Genomic DNA, 16,350 nt, shown 5'->3' with positions numbered 1-16,350 from the left:
GATCCCTTTTGCTCTTAGCAGGGGGCACATTTGTGCTGCTGATGGTGAGGAATGCATTTAAGAATCGAATTATTGCCGAGGAAATATTTTTGGAGAGTCTGCCCGCATCTTTTGACGGCTATCGGATTCTGTTCATAACCGATATTCACAGGCGGAGGCTCCCTTCGGATATGCTGAAGGCACTAAAAGGCAAAGTGGATGCTGTTTTTGCGGGCGGCGACCTGACCGAAAAGAATAGTCCGCTAGATCGTCTGGCTGAAAATATGGAACTGTTGGTATCCATCGCACCTACTTATGCAGTTCATGGCAATCATGACTATAAGGCGGACATAGAACGTGTAGATGAGATTATCCGAAACAGCGGTGTAAGGCTCCTGCTCGATGAGAATGTTCTTATTGAACGTAAGGGAGCAGCATTCTGGCTGACTGGAGTGGATTTCCCCAAGCGAGGCGGGAAGACAGCGTATGCCCCACTGCCGGAATTGTCCGGTTCAGGTTCTGACGTCTGCAGAATCTTTCTGGTGCATGATCCGATGTGGTTGTCACAAAGGCGTACAGTTCCAGGCGAATTGGTGCTGTCGGGGCATACCCATGGCGGTCAGGTGATTCTGCCACTTATCGGCAGCAAGCGTGTGGAAAGCTTTTACGATCACTACAAGGCTGGGATGTATCCGTGGCCCCGCAACGATGGTTCAGGCGGGGCTGCACAGGTGCTGATCAGCCGTGGCTTCGGTACGGCGCATTTGCCGATTCGTTGGGGCAGTCCTGCCGAAATGCATGTACTCACGTTACGTTGTAAGGAACCTGTGTAACATATGAAAAAGGGACTGTCCCAAAACAAGTGAATTCCTTGATGAGAAGTCCATCTACTTAAAAAAATAATGCAAAATAAGAACATGGTGGTGCTCAGGAAGATTCCTGAACCGCCATGTTCTTTTTGTGGTCGACGACCACATTCTGGAGCAGGGATGGGCAAGCGCAAGTCAAAGCGCAAGTCAAAGCGCAAGTCAAAGCGCAAGTCAAAGCGCAAGTCAAAGCGCAAGTCAAAGCGCAAGTCAAAGCGCAAGTCAAAGCGCAAGTCAAAGCGCAAGTCAAAGCGCAAACCCAAACCCAAACCCAAACCCAAACCCAAACCCAAACCCAAACCCAAACCCAAACCCAAACCCAAACCCAAACCCAAACCCACTTGGCCTTGAGGGGTGCCGATCTTGTACAGTAAAAGTGGATGTCATGAGGTGCTTGAACAACTGGAAATACTCCCGTTATTGATTCGAAAAAGGGAGTGTTTACAAAAATAACGGGAAAAACTCCCTTTAATCTTTAGGGTTTCCCTCTATTTTCTTATAACAGAGGGGGATTAACTGGATAATTTCCCGTTAATCCGAATAGAACCTTAGAAAAGGGGAGAAATAACGGTGCTTTTTCCTGTTAAGTGAAGCCCAAGCTCAGAACAAGCTCAGTGCCAATCTCAAAGCAATGCCTAGAGCACAAAGCCCAACTCAGAGCAAAACTCAGAGCAAAACTCAGAGTAAACCCCAAACCCCAAACCCCAAACCCCAAACCCAAATCCCAGTGCCCAACTCAGCGCCTAGCTCCTAAGGTAGGGTGTAAGGACTTACACCGATCTCTGACCAGTCCACCATTCTGAACGACATGCGCAACGACGGCGGTTTAAGGTCCCAATTTGCTTATAGTTACTGACCTTCATTAACAGTTCCTGACCTTCAGATCCTGCCCTCGAGTTGGAGCCTGCTCTACCGTATCCACTATTTGAATTAACATGTTGAATTAACATGAAAAAGCTCCCCTAGTCGTAGCAGAGTTTATGATTATCTCTGTCTACCAAGAGGGGAGCTTCTTCGTTTAGAATCAACGCTGCTCAATGGGGCGCTGATTTTGAACTGTCTATTTTTGAACTTTCTACCTCTGTCCTGCCTACTTGAAGGGGCTTATTTACTTTTGACACAACCCCTTGATTTTACGATATCAAGTAAGCGGTCAAATTGTCTTCCATTCTCAACGCATCTTCAGTTCAATGCTGCGGGGGTCCACGAAGCTATAGCCTTTCTCCTCTAGAGTCGTTAGAAGCTTATCCAGCGCTTCAGTTGTCCATGGCAGCTCATGCATCAGAATGTTGCTTCCGGAGTGAAGCTGGTCCGTTACGTTTCCTATCAGTTTCTCGGTCTTGTTGCTGTCTTTCTCCTTCATTTCCCAGTCCAGGGAGCCTACGGACCAGGTCATGTAGAGCATGCCATTCTCCGCAGCAACCTTCTTGCCGACATCGCCGCCCGCACCGTAGGGAGGCCGGAAGAAATGCGGTGTCTCACCTGTAATGTCTTTAACAGCGGTCTGAACATCTTCAATCTGCTTCTTCACGGTGTCATAAGGCTTATTCTTTAATTCGATATGATCCCAGCTGTGATTGCCGAGAATGCCGCCACGTTCGTGAATAAGCTTCAATAGCTCGGGATGCTCCTTAATCCGGTATCCGTTCATGAAGAAAATGGCCTTGGCATGGTGCTTGTCCAAGGTATCTATAATCGAATTGATCATTTTGGCTTCCTTGGGTCCGTCATCGAAGGTGAGGAGGACAACTTTCTTGGGCGTGCCTTCCTCATTCGGAACGATATCATAATTTTTGTTCATATGGTACAGAAGCGGAATTTCAGCCGCCTGTTCATTGCCGCCAGTACTGCTCTCCGCGTCATGATTTGCCTGTGGGGAAGGACTTGCCGGATTCTCTTCAGAGTTCCCGGTGTTAGTTGCAGAATCATTTGTTCCCGCCGGTACTGCGGATGCTTCCTGCGACGGAGCTGCTGTAGGTGAATTCCCTGTGTTGTTCACTGCTTCAGAAGAGCCCCCATTATTGCTGCATGATGCCAGCAGAAAGGCGGAGAGCAGCAGCGCTATTGTTGCTTTACCCACTTTTTTCAACTCGCTTTCCTGTTATTAGACTGTATGAGCCGGATTCTTTCCGCGAACACTAGACATGATTTTACCATACAAGGAGGTTGAGGATATGAATACTTCGTCATTTTTATGCGGAGTTTTGCTGGGTGCCGCGGCCAGTATGATCATCTCGAAAAAACGCAGCGCGCTCATGTCTTCGCTAGGACAATCAGGGGCGAACGGGCACGGCGCCGGTGATCGGGCCAAAGAAAAATTATTCGGCATGGCTATGACCGGATTTGGAAATACCTCGGCATCTGGAGACCAAGACCAAGGCCATGAGCCGGATAGCAAATCGGGCAAGGGTGAGCATAAAAAGTCCGAATCCCCGGTCCAGTCGAAAGAATCCAATCTGAAAATGCTGAAGGAATTTATCAGCAGCAACCCTGATGTGAAGCAGGAAGTCGAGAAGATTCTGAAAGATACGCACTCAGCCATACCGGGTTTGTAACCGAAAAGGCTCTTGCAGAATCATTTTGAGGATGCACATATCCGCAAAATGATTCTTTTTTATTCATCATGGAATACAGCTTGGAAATGGGGTGCGGATTTTATATTTATTTACGTGCATTTATGGCGCCAAAATGATAACATACATACATAGTAACCATTTTTGGCTCATTACTCGGGACTCATCATACATTATAATAAATTGAGCTTGCAAAGGAGGATCCTGTCATGAGAATAGAGAGATTAGGTCAAGATAAGATACGGATTTTCCTCACTTTTGACGACCTGAGCGAGCGGGGCATCCAGAAGGAAGATATGTGGCAGGAAGTTCCCAAGGTGCACGACCTGTTTACGGAGATGATGGATCAGGCGTACAGCGAACTTGGCTTTGACGCTACAGGTCCGCTGGCCGTGGAAGTGTTCGCTTTGCCCGCACAAGGCATGGTCGTTATTGTGACCCGGGGAAAATATGATCACCATCAGTACGGTGCGTCCGGGGAGGATGAATTGCCCGAAGAGATTTACGAAATGGAAGTTACTCTTGAACAAAGCGACTCCATTGTATATGCATTCCGCGATTTTGAGGTTCTGATTGAAGCGGCCCATGTACTCATCGGCAACATTACTTCCGGAGGAAAACTGTATTCTTATAATGATAAATGGTATCTCTACTTCGATCCGAAGGAATACGAAGAATCTGTTTTATCTGGTCTAGTGGCCGTGCTGTCTGAATTTGGTGATTCGTCATCGATTACAGACGCTGTACTGGCTGAATACGGTAAGACTGTTATGGCGGAGAATGCAGTGGAAGTGCTCTGCACGCACTTTAAACGGCAGGAATAATCAGAGAGAGACAGGGCTGAAGCTTGCTTGTCAGCCCTGTTTTGCTTTATGGAACAGGTAGCTTTTTAGTTGAAAATTGGATTAACAGAGCTGGGCATGTGCCCGGTTCTTAACATGCAGGGAGGTTGTTCGGTGCTTATCTTATCGATTATTTCGTCGGCAGTGGCGCCAGGACTAGCTCTGCTAACTTTTTTCTATCTGAAAGACAAGTATGATCAGGAACCATTGCACATGGTTATCAAAGTGTTTCTTCTTGGTTTTCTGATCGTTTTTCCGGTAATGATTATTCAAAGAGGACTTATGCTGGGCTGGGGCGACGGTCCGTATGTGGAATCTTTCCTCATATCGGCCGGCGTGGAAGAATGTCTGAAGTGGTTTGTGCTGTACCATATGATTTACAACCATACCGAATTTGACGAGCCATATGATGGAATACTATATGCCGTAGCAATCTCGCTCGGCTTTGCAACAATAGAAAATGTAATGTACGCCTGGTACAGCCATGCCTCCATCGGCTCCATGTTTCTGCGCGCCCTGCTTCCTGTCTCCGGACACGCCATGTTCGGCGTAATTATGGGGTATCACATGGGCAGGGCCAAGTTCTCAAAAGGGGCCAGAACGCGGTGGATTCTGGCCATTTCACTGGTTCTCCCATGGATCTGGCATGGGATTTACGATTTTATTTTGAACACAACAGCAAACTATTGGATTTGGTTTATCGTTCCTCTAATGGCCTTCCTGTGGTATGGGGGAATGGGCAAGGTTGCCCGGGCTAACAATCGATCCCCATTCCGGGTTCTGAAGCGAGAAGAAGAGATTAACATGTAGCAAATTTGGGCACACTTACTCTAAAAGCAATTCCTCAGCAAGGAATTCCACAGAGTAGCGAGGTGTCTTTTTTTGCGGGTAAAGGTTCGAATCATTTGCAAAAACTGCGGGGAGACCTATATTTTAAGAGGGGTCAAGGAGCAGGGTGTCATTCAAACCGGCTTCAGGCAATGCCTGTGCAGCAACAGCAGTGGCTTTCATATTGAAGAGAGAATTTAAACGGCAGGAGACTGTTATGATAGAACTATCTTTGCTGCGCCGGGTCCCCACATTATGCGGGGATTTTTTTGTGTGAGCGGTAAAGCTGATTCTTTTTATGCATAAGACTTCTCGGTTATTGTCAAACTAACGGCAATTAGCTATCGAAAGGAGTCTTGCAGCCATATGTACAAAAGATTAAGTGCTGTAATGTTCCCCTTGACCGCGCTGCTGTTGCTTGGAGCGCTTGTGTGGGGATACCAGGAGAATCAGGAGAAGAACTCAATTTTGCTTAAGGCAGAGAACCAGTACCAACGGGCCTTTCACGACCTTTCTTATCATGTGGAACGTTTGCACGGTGAACTGGGAAATACGCTTGCGGTCAACTCTGCATCCAGCGGGACGCACCGTAAAGGTCTTGTTAACGTATGGCGTCTGACCAGCGAGGCGCAGAATGAAATCAACCAACTGCCGCTGACCTTACTGCCTTTCAGCAAGACAGAGGAGTTTCTCTCCAAAATCTCTAACTTCTCTTATAAAGCCGCCGTGCGGGATTTTACCAAAAAACCTCTTACTGATGGTGAACTTCAAAACTTGAAGACACTCTACACCAACTCGGGTGAAATCTCGAAGAACTTGCAGGACGTACAGAATAAGGTTATCAGCAACCGCTTGCGCTGGATGGATGTGGAGACAGCCCTGGCGACAGAGAACAAATCGGAGGACAACACGATTATCGACGGGTTCAAGACCGTGGACAAGCGGGTTGGCGAATACCCGGAGCTGGATTGGGGTCCTTCCGTCGCAAGTATTTATGAGAAGCGCTCTGTCAAGAAACTGGGTGGTGCTCCCGTAACCCCTGAACAGATTCGAAGTAAGGCGATCAAATTCGCCGATGCCGGGTCTAATGCCAAAGTGGATGTTCGAGAGAATGGGAAGGGTACGGAGTGGGAGTCTTATACTGCCACGGTTACCGGCTCAAATCAAAAACAGCTCATCAGTATGGATTTCACCAAAAATGGCGGTCTGCTGATCTCTTACCACAATAACCGCGAGGTAGGGCCTGCTAAGGTCTCCATGAAAGAAGCGGTGATCAGAGCAGAACAGTTCCTGAATAAGAAGGGCTTTCCTCATATGACAGCTGTAAGTGCCGATCAGTACGATAACATGGGGAACCTGACATATGTTACGAAGCAGGGTGACGTCCTGATTTATCCGGAGAAAATAACCGTCCGTGTCGGACTCGACACAGGGGAAGCAACCGGGTTTGAAGCCAGTGACTATGTGAATCAACATAAAGATAAACGGGAGATTCCGAAGCCGAAGCTTTCTTTGGCAGAAGCAAGGAAATTGTTGAATAAAGATTTTAAGGAAAGCTATAACCGCTTAGCCTGGATTAAGAACGATGATTCCACAGAAGTGCTGACTTATGAGTTCGGTGGAGCGATTAATGGCTCCAAATACCGTATCTATCTGAATGCAGAGGATGGTACCGAAGAATCGGTTGAACAGATCAGAACCTCCTCTGGGGCTCAGAAAAAATAACGGATGACCTTCCGGAAAAGAGAGCCAATCAAGCAGGGCGCACCCTTAAAGGGCTGCTGCCCTTTTTTCTTGCCATCACGAATATATTTCTCACCCGGGCTGCAAAAGGCCATGCTATAATTAGAATTAGAATATCTTACTAATTCATGTGGCGGTGACACCTTTGTATCCCAAAATCAACGACAATCTATACATTCAAGTCGCTTCCAGTGATGCTGTCGAAGCAGAAGTTGAATATAGATCGAGAATCGCAGAGACGGAAGATGAAGCTTTTTTGATTGAAATCCCGATGCAAGAGGGCAGCGGGAGGCTGAAGAAATTGACGGTTGGGGACGAGCTTTCGGTCTACTTTATGACTGAGGGCGGCATTAAAAATTACTTTTACACCCACGTTGTAGGTTTCAAGGAGGATGTAATCCGGATGGTTCGGGTGCGCAAGCCTGCACCAGAATCCATTTTCAAGATCCAGCGGCGGAGCTTTTTACGGGTAAGCGCAGAATTGGAGCTAGCTGTGAAGAGCAGCAATGGCAACCGTTTTCTCGTACGGACGGAGGATGTCGGCGGCGGAGGAACTTCCTTTCTGACCGATGCCAAGGTAAAGCTCGATGTAGAGGACAAACTTTCTTGCTGGTTATTAGTTCCTTACCGCAATGGTACATCAGAACATGTGAATTTTGAGGGCGAGGTGGTGCGGATCAAAACGCTGGAGAACGGGCGTAGTCTGGCGATGCTGAAGTTTGCTGCGATTTCCGATACCGAACGCCAGAAAATAATCCGCTACTGCTTTGAGCGTCAGTTCGATTTCCGCAACAGGTAGGGCTTTTTTCTGGTGTGATACGACCTGTGCGGTTTTGCACTGACGTACAAACTGTGGTATAATTTCATAAGTCGCAGGCAATGCCTGCTTTTTTCTTGATAATATCGGCGGGAGCACCCTGCCGGTATGAAGTCAATGCTGATTTGAAATGTCATCGCCAGATGCTTTTCTTATGAAAGCGTGTTTGAGGAGGAATGCCCCGTTGGATAGGCAGGGTACACATATTAACGACAGAATTAACGTCGCTATCGACGGACCTGCCGGGGCAGGCAAGAGTACTGTTGCCCGATTGGTTGCCCAGAATCTTTCTTACATTTATGTTGACACAGGGGCAATGTACCGGGCGATAACCTGGTATATGATCCGTGAAGGCATTGTGCCGGAAGATGAGAGCGAAGTCAACCGAGCCGTTAACGGCATGGAGATGGAACTGATTCCGGAGAAGGACAGGCAGAAGGTGTCGATCAATGGGGAAGACGTGACCCCATATATCCGCAGTCTTCAGGTCAGCGGCCTAGTGTCGCAGTATTCCAAGATCGAGGGTGTAAGATCCAGGCTCAGTCACCTGCAGCGCCAGATGGCACTACGCAAGGGGGTTGTGATGGACGGCCGCGATATCGGTACGACCGTGCTGCCGGATGCCGAAGTGAAGATTTTCATGACGGCCAGTGTGGAGGAGCGCGCGCTTCGCCGTTACAAGGAGCTCAGGGATACGGAAGAGGTGACTCTGCAGCAGCTTGAACATGATATTGCCCAGCGTGACCGTCTGGATGAAGGACGGGAAATATCGCCGCTGCGTCGTGCGGAAGATGCGATTCTTCTGGATACGACGTTAATGGATATCACTCAGGTTGTAGAGGCCATCGTGTCACACTGCAGATCTTATGTTGACGGGGAGAGAAATCATTTATGATTTATAACATTTGCGTTGGAATACTCCGTGTGATCTACGCTATTGTCTTTCCATTAAGAATCATAGGGAGAGACAATGTGCCAAAGGAAGGCGGGGTACTACTCTGCGCGAACCACATCAGCCTGCTTGATCCCATGACGATTGGCATTAAATTGAAGCGTAAGGTGAAGTATATGGCAAAGGCGGAGCTTTTCGAGGTTCCTGTTCTGGGCTGGCTCATCAGACAGTTGGGCGCTTTTCCTGTCAAGCGTGGCGGTGTAAGCAAAGAATCCATTAAGACAGCCCTTACTACACTTCGTAGTGGTAATGTAATGGGCATTTTCCCCGAAGGTACCCGCAACTCCGATGCTGGAGCTGCGAAGAAAGGTGCAGCAAGCTTTGCGCTTCGCAGCGGAGCGGCTGTTATTCCGGCGGCGATTATCGGCGAGTACAAGCCTTTTCGCCGGATGACTGTAGTTTATGGAGCTCCCATTGACCTCAGTTCCTTCGAGGGAGCAGGAAGCGATTCTCTGGATGCCGTTACTGATGTCATTATGTCTCGGATTCATGAGATGATGGAGACTGGAAAGCCAAGCACAAGCTAGGTTTCAAATCCGGTATCCTAGTGGTAAGATTTTAAGGTAATGATTGTTTTGAACTCTGCTCTACGCGGGTTTAAATAAATGGGGTTTTGAATCGAGGAGGGTAATCACATGTCTGAGGAAATTAGAAATCAGGAAGCTGCGGAGAATGTTGAGAACAACGAAACCGTAGAAACAACAGAAGCTGTGGAAGCTGCTGGAAACAACGAAGAAGTGACTAACCAGGAAGATTTGGAAATCATTTCTTTGAAAAAAGGCGATACCGTGAAAGGAACAATCGTCAAAATCGAAGATAACCAAGCTTATGTAAGCATTGGATATAAATACGACGGTGTGATTCCAATTCGCGAACTTTCTTCTGTACAACTTGACAACGCTGCTGCAGCTGTCGAAGTTGGACAGGAAGTAGAGTGCAAAGTTGTCAGCATCAACGACAACAAGGAAAGCCTTGTGCTCTCCAAACGTGCAATCGACAGCGAAAAATCATGGGAAGATCTTGAGAAGTATTTTGCTTCCCAAGAAGCTTTCGAAGTTACTGTGGCCGACGTAGTTAAGGGCGGTCTGGTAGCAGATGTTGGCGCGCGCGGATTTATTCCAGCTTCCATGGTTGAGCGTCACTTCGTTGAAGATTTCAGCGACTACAAAGGACGTACCCTGCGTGTGAAAGTCAAAGAACTTGACCGTGAGAACAGCAAGGTAATCCTGTCGGCTAAAGAAGTTCTTGAAGAAGAATTCGAAGCCAACAAGCAAAAAATCATGGCTGAGCTTACTGAAGGCCAAGTACTTGAAGGTACTGTACAACGTCTGACTCAATTCGGCGCATTTGTTGATGTGGGCGGAGTAGACGGTCTTGTACACGTATCCGAAATTGCTTGGAACCATGTTGATAAACCATCTGACGTGGTATCCGAAGGCGATAAAGTAACTGTTAAAGTACTTAAGGTTGATCCTGAAAAAGGAAAAATCAGCCTGAGCATCAAAGCAGCTGCTCCAGGTCCTTGGGATTCTGCAGCAGGCAAAATCAATATCGGCGATGTTGTTACAGGCGAAGTTAAACGTCTGGTGAACTTCGGCGCATTCGTGGAATTGCTTCCAGGTGTTGAAGGTCTAGTTCACATCTCGCAAATTTCCCACAAACATATCGGCACTCCGCATGAAGTGCTGAAAGAAGGACAAGAAGTTCAAGTTAAAGTACTTGACTTCAACCCGTCCGAAAAACGCGTTAGCCTGAGCATCAAAGAAACTGAGGAAGCTCCTGCTCCTTCCGCTAAACCGGAAAGACCAAGCAGAGACAGAGCACCTAAAGAAGTGCTTAACAATCCAAATGTTTCTCTGAGCAACGAAGGCCTCAGCTTCACACTTGCTGAGCGTTTCGGCGACAAGTTGGACAAATTCAAGGGCAACTAATCCCTTAACCCAGAAAGAAACGGATACCCCGTCTTTTCAGGGATGGGGAATCTAACCGGGTAAAGTAATCGGCGAACCCTCAATACGGGGGTTCGCCGATTGTGTTTTTACTGGTGCTTTTGGCTGAACGGTAGAAGTGGATACTACCCGAAGATACGGTTAGCCAATTTTATAGTTTTTTGCTATGATGAGTAACGTAAGGAAGACAGGAGGAATGAATATGGCAAGACCCGTAGTGGCGATCGTTGGGAGGCCTAACGTCGGGAAATCGACGATTTTTAACAGGTTGATCGGCGACAGATTAGCCATTGTAGAAGATAAACCGGGGATTACACGTGACCGGATCTATGGTATTTCGGACTGGAACGGTACTTCGTTCAGTGTAATTGATACTGGTGGGATTGAAATTGACGGTGAAGATGCAATTCTGAAATCGATCCGCGTTCAGGCGGAACTGGCGATTGAGGAAGCTGATGTCATCGTCTTTATGTGCGAGGCCAAAAGCGGATTAACGAATTCCGATGAGGAAGTTGCTCAAATTCTGTTCCGTTCCGGCAAGCCGGTGGTGCTAGCCATCAATAAAGTGGATAACATGAAGCGTACGGAAGATATTTATGAATTCTACAGCCTCGGATTTGGCGATCCAATTGGTATTTCGGGAAGCCATGGTACCGGTCTGGGAGACTTGCTGGATGCGGTTACGGAGCGCCTCCCAGAGCCAACGGAAGAGGAATATGATGACGATGTGATCCGTGTTGCTTTGATCGGCCGTCCGAATGTTGGTAAGTCCTCGCTGGTCAATGCGATCCTGGGAGAAGAGCGCGTTATTGTCAGCAATATTGCTGGTACAACGCGGGACGCGATCGATACGCCATTTGAACGGGACGGACAGCGTTACGTGCTGATTGATACTGCGGGTATGCGTAAGCGCGGTAAGGTATATGAAAATACCGAGAAATACAGCGTTATGCGTGCAATGCGTGCGATTGAGCGCGCGGATGTCGTGCTCGTTGTTATTAATGGCGAAGAGGGCATTATTGATCAGGACAAGCATATTGCCGGTTATGCTCATGATGCGGGTAAAGCATCTATATTTGTAGTGAACAAGTGGGATGCGGTAGAGAAAGATGACAAGACGATGCAGAACTTTGAGAACAAGATTCGCGATCATTTCCTGTTCATGAGTTATGCTCCTGTAGTTTTCTTGTCCGCACTGACCAAACAGCGTCTGCAAAAGCTGCTGCCTGTAGTTCAACACGCGGCACAGCAGCATGCGCTTCGGATTACGACGCATCTGATTAATGATGTTATTTCTGATGCTGTTGCCATTAATCCGCCGCCAACGGACAAAGGACGTCGTCTGCGCATCAACTATGCAACTCAGGTTGCCGTGAAGCCTCCGACGATTGTCGTGTTTGTCAATGATCCGTCGCTGATGCACTTCTCCTATGAACGTTATCTGGAGAATAAAATCCGGGCGGCGTTTAATTTCGAAGGAACGCCGATCAGACTCTTTACACGGCGCAAATCAGACGAAGGTTAGGGGAGAAGAAGCGTGGCGCTTGAAATTCTGGTTATCGTTGTCAGCTATTTGCTTGGCTCCGTCAGCTTTAGTGTACTGCTTGCGAAGCTGCTGAAAGGCATTGATATCCGTCAGTATGGGAGCGGCAATGCAGGTGCAACCAATACCTTACGGGTTCTTGGTAAAGGTCCTGCGATATTGGTGCTGGTTCTGGATGTACTGAAAGGGATTGCCGCAGTATGGCTGGGCACCTGGCTTTTCGGCTGGGGCACCTGGGCAGCGGCACTCTGCGGAATTGCTGCCATTGTGGGGCATAATTGGCCGGTGTATTTTCATTTTCGCGGGGGCAAAGGCATTGCTACTACGATCGGTGTGATGGCTACGTTTGCGTTCTGGCCTGCGCTGTCCGCCGGGATCATCGCCATTTTAGCTATTGTCATTACCCGATATGTATCTCTGGGTTCGCTTATTTTTGTAGCGTTGACACCACTCTTTCTGTTGTTGACTGATTATACGCCGCCGATTCTTTGGACAAGCATTGTTATTGCTATCTTTGCTTATTGGCGTCATCGGACCAACATTGTGAAGATCGCCGGGGGCCGTGAGAACAAGATCGGCTCCAAGGTTAAAGGAGGAAACCGCGTTGTCTGATAAAGTTTCTGTGCTGGTCGCGGGAAGCTGGGGGACGGCGCTGGCAAGTGTGTTGGCAGCCAATCACCGGGAGGTTTATCTGTGGACGCGCAACCCTGATCAGGCTGCTGAAATTAATACATCCCATACCAATCATCATTATTTGCCTGGAATTAATCTGCCGGCTAACATTATTGCGACAACGGATTTGGAGAGCGCCGTAACTGGCTCCAGCGCTGTGGTTATTGTGGCACCCTCTTCGGGCATGCGGCAGGTTGCGCGCAGTCTGAAGCCCTTCTGGAAGGAAGATATGCTCTGCGTTCATGCGACCAAAGGCTTCGAATCGGAGACGATGAAGCGCATGTCTACCGTGATATCCGAAGAGCTAGGCTGTCCTGAAGGACAGGTAGTGGTGCTCTCCGGGCCAAGTCATGCTGAAGAAGTTGTGCGCCTTTGTCCGACAACGGTTGTCGTGGCTTCCAATGACGACAAACGTGCAGCCGCTGCGCAAGAACTGTTCATCAATAATGATTTCCGGGTATATACGAACCGTGATCTGGTAGGGGTAGAACTGGCCGGAGCGCTTAAGAACATCATTGCGCTTGGCGCAGGTCTTTCTGATGGTCTGGGGTTTGGCGACAATGCTAAAGCTGCGCTATTGACTCGTGGTTTGGCCGAGATCTCCCGGGTCGGGGTAGAGCTCGGAGCGAATCCGCTTACGTTTGCTGGTCTGGCTGGAATCGGGGACCTTGTGGTTACAGCCACCAGTCAGCACAGCCGCAACTGGCGTGCAGGTTCACTGCTGGGTCAGGGCAAGCCTCTGGCTGAGGTGCTGGATTCCATGGGCATGGTAGTGGAAGGTATTCGCACGACGGAAGCAGCCTATGCCATTTCACTGAAGCTCGGTGTGCAAATGCCGATTACCGATCAGATCTATCATGTTCTGTTCAAGGAAAGAAGTCCGCGTAAGGCTGTGGAAGCACTGATGGGCCGCGACCGCAAGACGGAAATGGAAGCTATCTCGCAGGAAACTTGGGAGCAATGGCACTCCTGATTAGGTTCACCTTTTGCCGGATATCCTCATATGTTGTTATTGGGGATTGACGGAGGAGGGATGAGAAGTGAGCAAAAATTTTTCCAAGGACGCTTTGAACGCCATTAACAAGAAGACGGGGAAAAACATCACCGAAGGCGCCATCAAAAAACTTGCCGGTACTGTCAAGCCGGGAACCACGCAGAATGAAGCCCAGCTCCGCCAGTTGATCAAGCAGGTGTCATCAATGGCCAAAGTACCGGTCAGTGAAGAGACGGTAAAGAGTATTGTTAATGCTGTCCAAAAAGGCGGGGCTACTTCAGGCTCGATGGAGTCTTTAATGAAACTGATCCTGAAAAAATAGCGTTATGGCCTGGCAAAAGAGCAAAAGATACTGGAATCAGAAGTATTCCGGTACTTTTGCTCTTTTTTTTGCAGAATTGGATATCTTTCATGATATAATAGTCCCTATACATTGCAGCCGAATGGGAGGAGCTCAGCCATGGATCCAATGACAAAAATGTGGTTGTCCCTGATTGCGATCCTAGTGATGGGATTGTCTGTATTCCTGATTACCTTCGCTCGCAGCAAGACTAAGGGCGTAGTTCGGGCCATTCTGTCGGTTATTGCTTTTCTGACAATGGTGATCGGTATTTTAGGCGGGGCAGCTTCAATTATGTAAGCCGTTACATAACATCATGGACTAACTTCATAGACAAGTTCTGAAGGAATCGTATCACGATTTTGTAGGGATGGATGTGATGATATGGCCGAAACAGAGATATCTCTGGAACTGCTGGCGGCGTTACGTAGCGTGGCCGATTTACTGGATTTCACATGGGAGGACAACCCTCCGATTTGGATGCTGGGCGGGAGCTGCGGGCTGCTGCTGCATGGAGTGGCGCTGGGGAGAAAGCCACGGGACATTGACCTGTATGCCGACATGGGGGCCGCTGAGCGGCTTCATGAGGCCATGAGCGCTTATGCTGTAGATAATCCTGTGGAAGACCGTAGCAACGGCTGCTATTCCTTACTCAGTCATTACCGGATCGGCGGGATGAGTGTGGAGCTTGTGTGTGGTTTTCGGATTTACAGAGGACTTTCCCGCTATTCTGTCGAGACAGTCCGCTTATTGCGCCATGCCCCATTGCAAGTAATTCCAGAGATCGGAATGCTGAGGCTGATGCCATTGGCGCACGAGTTTGTTTTCAATATCCTTAGAGGTCGTGCAGATCGTTATAAAGCCATCTCTTCCGTGATGAGAATGGATATGCCGCGCCATTTGCCTCCCTTACAGGAACTCATCCAACATCATCAATGGGGACCGTCCCACATGTCTGTACTGGAAGGGCAACTGGATATTACGAGGGCAAATGCGTAAGGAAAGGAAGGACAGCATGATATCGCAAAAAGGAAGTACAGTAGTGTTTCAACCTGAAGGCCGGCGTGCGGTTGTAAACCGGGGCGTAACTCTACTGGAAGCTGCCCGCAAGGCTGGTGTAACGATCGCAACACGTTGCGGAGGCAAAGCCGGCTGCCTGATGTGCAAGGTTACAATAGATCCCGAGCAGGCAGAAGGCGTAAGACCGCCTTCAGAGGCGGAACGGCGGAAGCTCGGAAGCGGCATCGGGCAAGGGCAGCGCTTGGCCTGTCAGGCCGCTGTATGGGGCGACGTCACGGTCAATGTGCCGGAGGACCCGTTCAAAGCTGCGGTCCGGCGGAAACTGGAAGCCGCCCGGCGCGGGGAAGAAGACGAGCTATGGTAATAGAACAGATACATTCATAGAGAAAGGGGAACATCTGTTGAAATACATCTTGCAAAGGAAGGGACTCAGAGCGGCTGGAAGCCTCATGGGACTGTTACTGCTGCTGTCTTTTCCTCTTTCCGGCTGTATGTATCCAGGCGAAACGGAACGGCAGTCAGGGGTGAATTACCGTGAGAGTGTCAAACGGATACAGGCTGCGGTTGACGATTACCAGCAGGAGGAGGGACTGCTCCCGATCCTGAATGCCGACGAGACGACACCAAGATATGAGAAGTTCAGAATTGATCTGGACAAGCTGAACAAAAAGGGTTATCTGGACGACATCCCGGTCACCGCATTCGAGAAGGGTGGAAGTGCTTATTTTCTACTCGTGGATGAAGAAACTGATCCTAAGGTAAAAGTCATGGACCTAGTGACCGTACAGAAGGTTAATGATGTCCAGCGCCAAGTGAACCGCTACAAGTCTTCTCATGGGGGCAAGCTGCCGGTAGCAGAGGAGTTATATCCTGGTCTGCATACCATTGATGCCAAGAAGGCAGGCTCGGCCTCTATTACCCTGAACAGCGTATACTCCGGCCAGCCTCTTGAATTTATTATGGATCGTGAAGGCACGGTGTACGTTGATTATGTATTCGATATTATGAATGCCATCGACAAGAATGGTGGAGAACATAAAGAGGGGCAGGATTTGCGACTTGAACTGGAGCAGGCCTCCTATTATGTCCCGGTGAAGTCTCTTCCCTACCAGTGGATCAATGGTCAACCTGTTCCACTGCCTCCGAGTTGAGTTTAATTACAAATCAAATGGGCCTATGAATACGGCTGCCCTTGTTGGGTGGCTGTTTCTTTTTGTGTCCTTAGTTATACG

18 protein-coding genes are annotated in these 16,350 nt (G+C 48.6%); 17 read left to right on the top strand and 1 reads right to left on the bottom strand.

Features of this window, described 5'->3' with window-relative positions; all coding sequences use genetic code 11:
- Positions 1-41: 41 nt before the first annotated feature.
- Positions 42-812, top strand: a complete 771-nt coding sequence (locus HPT30_RS23415; RefSeq protein ID WP_246317385.1) for a metallophosphoesterase — start codon at positions 42-44, stop codon at positions 810-812.
- A 1,204-nt stretch (positions 813-2,016) separates the two neighbouring features.
- Here the strand turns inward: HPT30_RS23415 and HPT30_RS23410 are convergent.
- A complete protein-coding gene (locus HPT30_RS23410; RefSeq protein ID WP_217622498.1) occupies positions 2,017-2,934 on the bottom strand; it encodes a polysaccharide deacetylase family protein in 918 nt (305 codons plus the stop codon).
- An 85-nt stretch (positions 2,935-3,019) separates the two neighbouring features.
- On the opposite strand from HPT30_RS23410, the gene HPT30_RS23405 reads away from it, so the two are divergent.
- From HPT30_RS23405 to HPT30_RS23330, 16 genes are all read left to right on the top strand, one after another.
- A complete protein-coding gene (locus HPT30_RS23405; RefSeq protein ID WP_175373716.1) occupies positions 3,020-3,400 on the top strand; it encodes a hypothetical protein in 381 nt (126 codons plus the stop codon).
- 227 nt (positions 3,401-3,627) lie between these two features.
- Entirely contained in the window at positions 3,628-4,242 is a 615-nt protein-coding gene (locus tag HPT30_RS23400; RefSeq protein ID WP_175373715.1) for a genetic competence negative regulator, read from the top strand.
- Positions 4,243-4,374: 132 nt separating this feature from the next.
- Positions 4,375-5,070 (top strand): glutamic-type intramembrane protease PrsW, encoded by a 696-nt coding sequence (prsW, locus tag HPT30_RS23395; protein WP_175373714.1) that lies wholly within the window; start codon positions 4,375-4,377, stop codon positions 5,068-5,070.
- Between the two features lie 384 nt (positions 5,071-5,454).
- Positions 5,455-6,813: a germination protein YpeB gene (gene ypeB, locus HPT30_RS23390; RefSeq protein WP_175373713.1), complete on the top strand. Its 1,359-nt coding sequence runs from the start codon at positions 5,455-5,457 to the stop codon at positions 6,811-6,813.
- A gap of 163 nt (positions 6,814-6,976) precedes the next feature.
- Positions 6,977-7,630 carry a flagellar brake protein gene (locus HPT30_RS23385; protein ID WP_175373712.1) on the top strand — a complete coding sequence of 218 codons (654 nt, stop codon included), beginning with the start codon at positions 6,977-6,979 and terminating at the stop codon, positions 7,628-7,630.
- 202 nt (positions 7,631-7,832) lie between these two features.
- Complete coding sequence (cmk, locus tag HPT30_RS23380) at positions 7,833-8,543, top strand: (d)CMP kinase (protein WP_246317366.1); 711 nt, start codon at positions 7,833-7,835, stop codon at positions 8,541-8,543.
- Positions 8,540-9,127: a lysophospholipid acyltransferase family protein gene (locus tag HPT30_RS23375; RefSeq protein ID WP_175373710.1), complete on the top strand. Its 588-nt coding sequence runs from the start codon at positions 8,540-8,542 to the stop codon at positions 9,125-9,127. Before cmk ends, HPT30_RS23375 begins: the two co-directional genes overlap by 4 nt.
- A gap of 108 nt (positions 9,128-9,235) precedes the next feature.
- Positions 9,236-10,531, top strand: a complete 1,296-nt coding sequence (rpsA, locus tag HPT30_RS23370) for a 30S ribosomal protein S1 (protein WP_175373709.1) — start codon at positions 9,236-9,238, stop codon at positions 10,529-10,531.
- Positions 10,532-10,751: 220 nt separating this feature from the next.
- Entirely contained in the window at positions 10,752-12,074 is a 1,323-nt protein-coding gene (gene der, locus HPT30_RS23365) for a ribosome biogenesis GTPase Der (RefSeq protein WP_066363333.1), read from the top strand.
- Between the two features lie 12 nt (positions 12,075-12,086).
- Complete coding sequence (gene plsY, locus HPT30_RS23360) at positions 12,087-12,704, top strand: glycerol-3-phosphate 1-O-acyltransferase PlsY (RefSeq protein WP_175373708.1); 618 nt, start codon at positions 12,087-12,089, stop codon at positions 12,702-12,704.
- Positions 12,697-13,737 carry an NAD(P)H-dependent glycerol-3-phosphate dehydrogenase gene (locus tag HPT30_RS23355; RefSeq protein ID WP_175373707.1) on the top strand — a complete coding sequence of 347 codons (1,041 nt, stop codon included), beginning with the start codon at positions 12,697-12,699 and terminating at the stop codon, positions 13,735-13,737. The genes plsY and HPT30_RS23355 overlap by 8 nt, the downstream gene beginning before the upstream one ends.
- A 67-nt stretch (positions 13,738-13,804) precedes the next feature.
- Positions 13,805-14,080, top strand: a complete 276-nt coding sequence (locus HPT30_RS23350) for a stage VI sporulation protein F (protein ID WP_175373706.1) — start codon at positions 13,805-13,807, stop codon at positions 14,078-14,080.
- 138 nt (positions 14,081-14,218) lie between these two features.
- Positions 14,219-14,398, top strand: coding sequence for a DUF2768 family protein (locus HPT30_RS23345; protein WP_066363310.1), 180 nt, complete (start codon positions 14,219-14,221; stop codon positions 14,396-14,398).
- A gap of 84 nt (positions 14,399-14,482) precedes the next feature.
- Positions 14,483-15,097, top strand: a complete 615-nt coding sequence (locus HPT30_RS23340) for a nucleotidyltransferase family protein (protein ID WP_175373705.1) — start codon at positions 14,483-14,485, stop codon at positions 15,095-15,097.
- A gap of 16 nt (positions 15,098-15,113) precedes the next feature.
- Entirely contained in the window at positions 15,114-15,482 is a 369-nt protein-coding gene (locus tag HPT30_RS23335; protein WP_175373704.1) for a 2Fe-2S iron-sulfur cluster-binding protein, read from the top strand.
- 37 nt (positions 15,483-15,519) lie between these two features.
- On the top strand, positions 15,520-16,269 hold the full coding sequence (locus HPT30_RS23330; protein WP_246317365.1) for a YphF family lipoprotein: 750 nt from the start codon (positions 15,520-15,522) through the stop codon (positions 16,267-16,269).
- The last annotated feature ends 81 nt before the right edge of the window (positions 16,270-16,350 follow it).

Source organism: Paenibacillus agri, assembly GCF_013359945.1.
Lineage (GTDB): Bacteria > Bacillota > Bacilli > Paenibacillales > Paenibacillaceae > Paenibacillus_AQ > Paenibacillus_AQ agri.
This window is presented reverse-complemented; position numbering and strand designations above follow the sequence as displayed.

Bases quoted from the DNA above. Each gene is read 5' to 3' on its own strand.
- HPT30_RS23375 (WP_175373710.1), top strand. From the start codon at position 8,540: ATGATTTATAACATTTGCGTTGGAATACTCCGTGTGATCTACGCTATT.
- HPT30_RS23340 (WP_175373705.1), top strand. From the start codon at position 14,483: ATGGCCGAAACAGAGATATCTCTGGAACTGCTGGCGGCGTTACGTAGC.
- HPT30_RS23335 (WP_175373704.1), top strand. From the start codon at position 15,114: ATGATATCGCAAAAAGGAAGTACAGTAGTGTTTCAACCTGAAGGCCGG.
- ypeB (WP_175373713.1), top strand. From the start codon at position 5,455: ATGTACAAAAGATTAAGTGCTGTAATGTTCCCCTTGACCGCGCTGCTG.
- HPT30_RS23345 (WP_066363310.1), top strand. From the start codon at position 14,219: ATGGATCCAATGACAAAAATGTGGTTGTCCCTGATTGCGATCCTAGTG.
- HPT30_RS23415 (WP_246317385.1), top strand. From the start codon at position 42: ATGGTGAGGAATGCATTTAAGAATCGAATTATTGCCGAGGAAATATTT.
- HPT30_RS23405 (WP_175373716.1), top strand. From the start codon at position 3,020: ATGAATACTTCGTCATTTTTATGCGGAGTTTTGCTGGGTGCCGCGGCC.
- HPT30_RS23400 (WP_175373715.1), top strand. From the start codon at position 3,628: ATGAGAATAGAGAGATTAGGTCAAGATAAGATACGGATTTTCCTCACT.
- der (WP_066363333.1), top strand. From the start codon at position 10,752: ATGGCAAGACCCGTAGTGGCGATCGTTGGGAGGCCTAACGTCGGGAAA.
- rpsA (WP_175373709.1), top strand. From the start codon at position 9,236: ATGTCTGAGGAAATTAGAAATCAGGAAGCTGCGGAGAATGTTGAGAAC.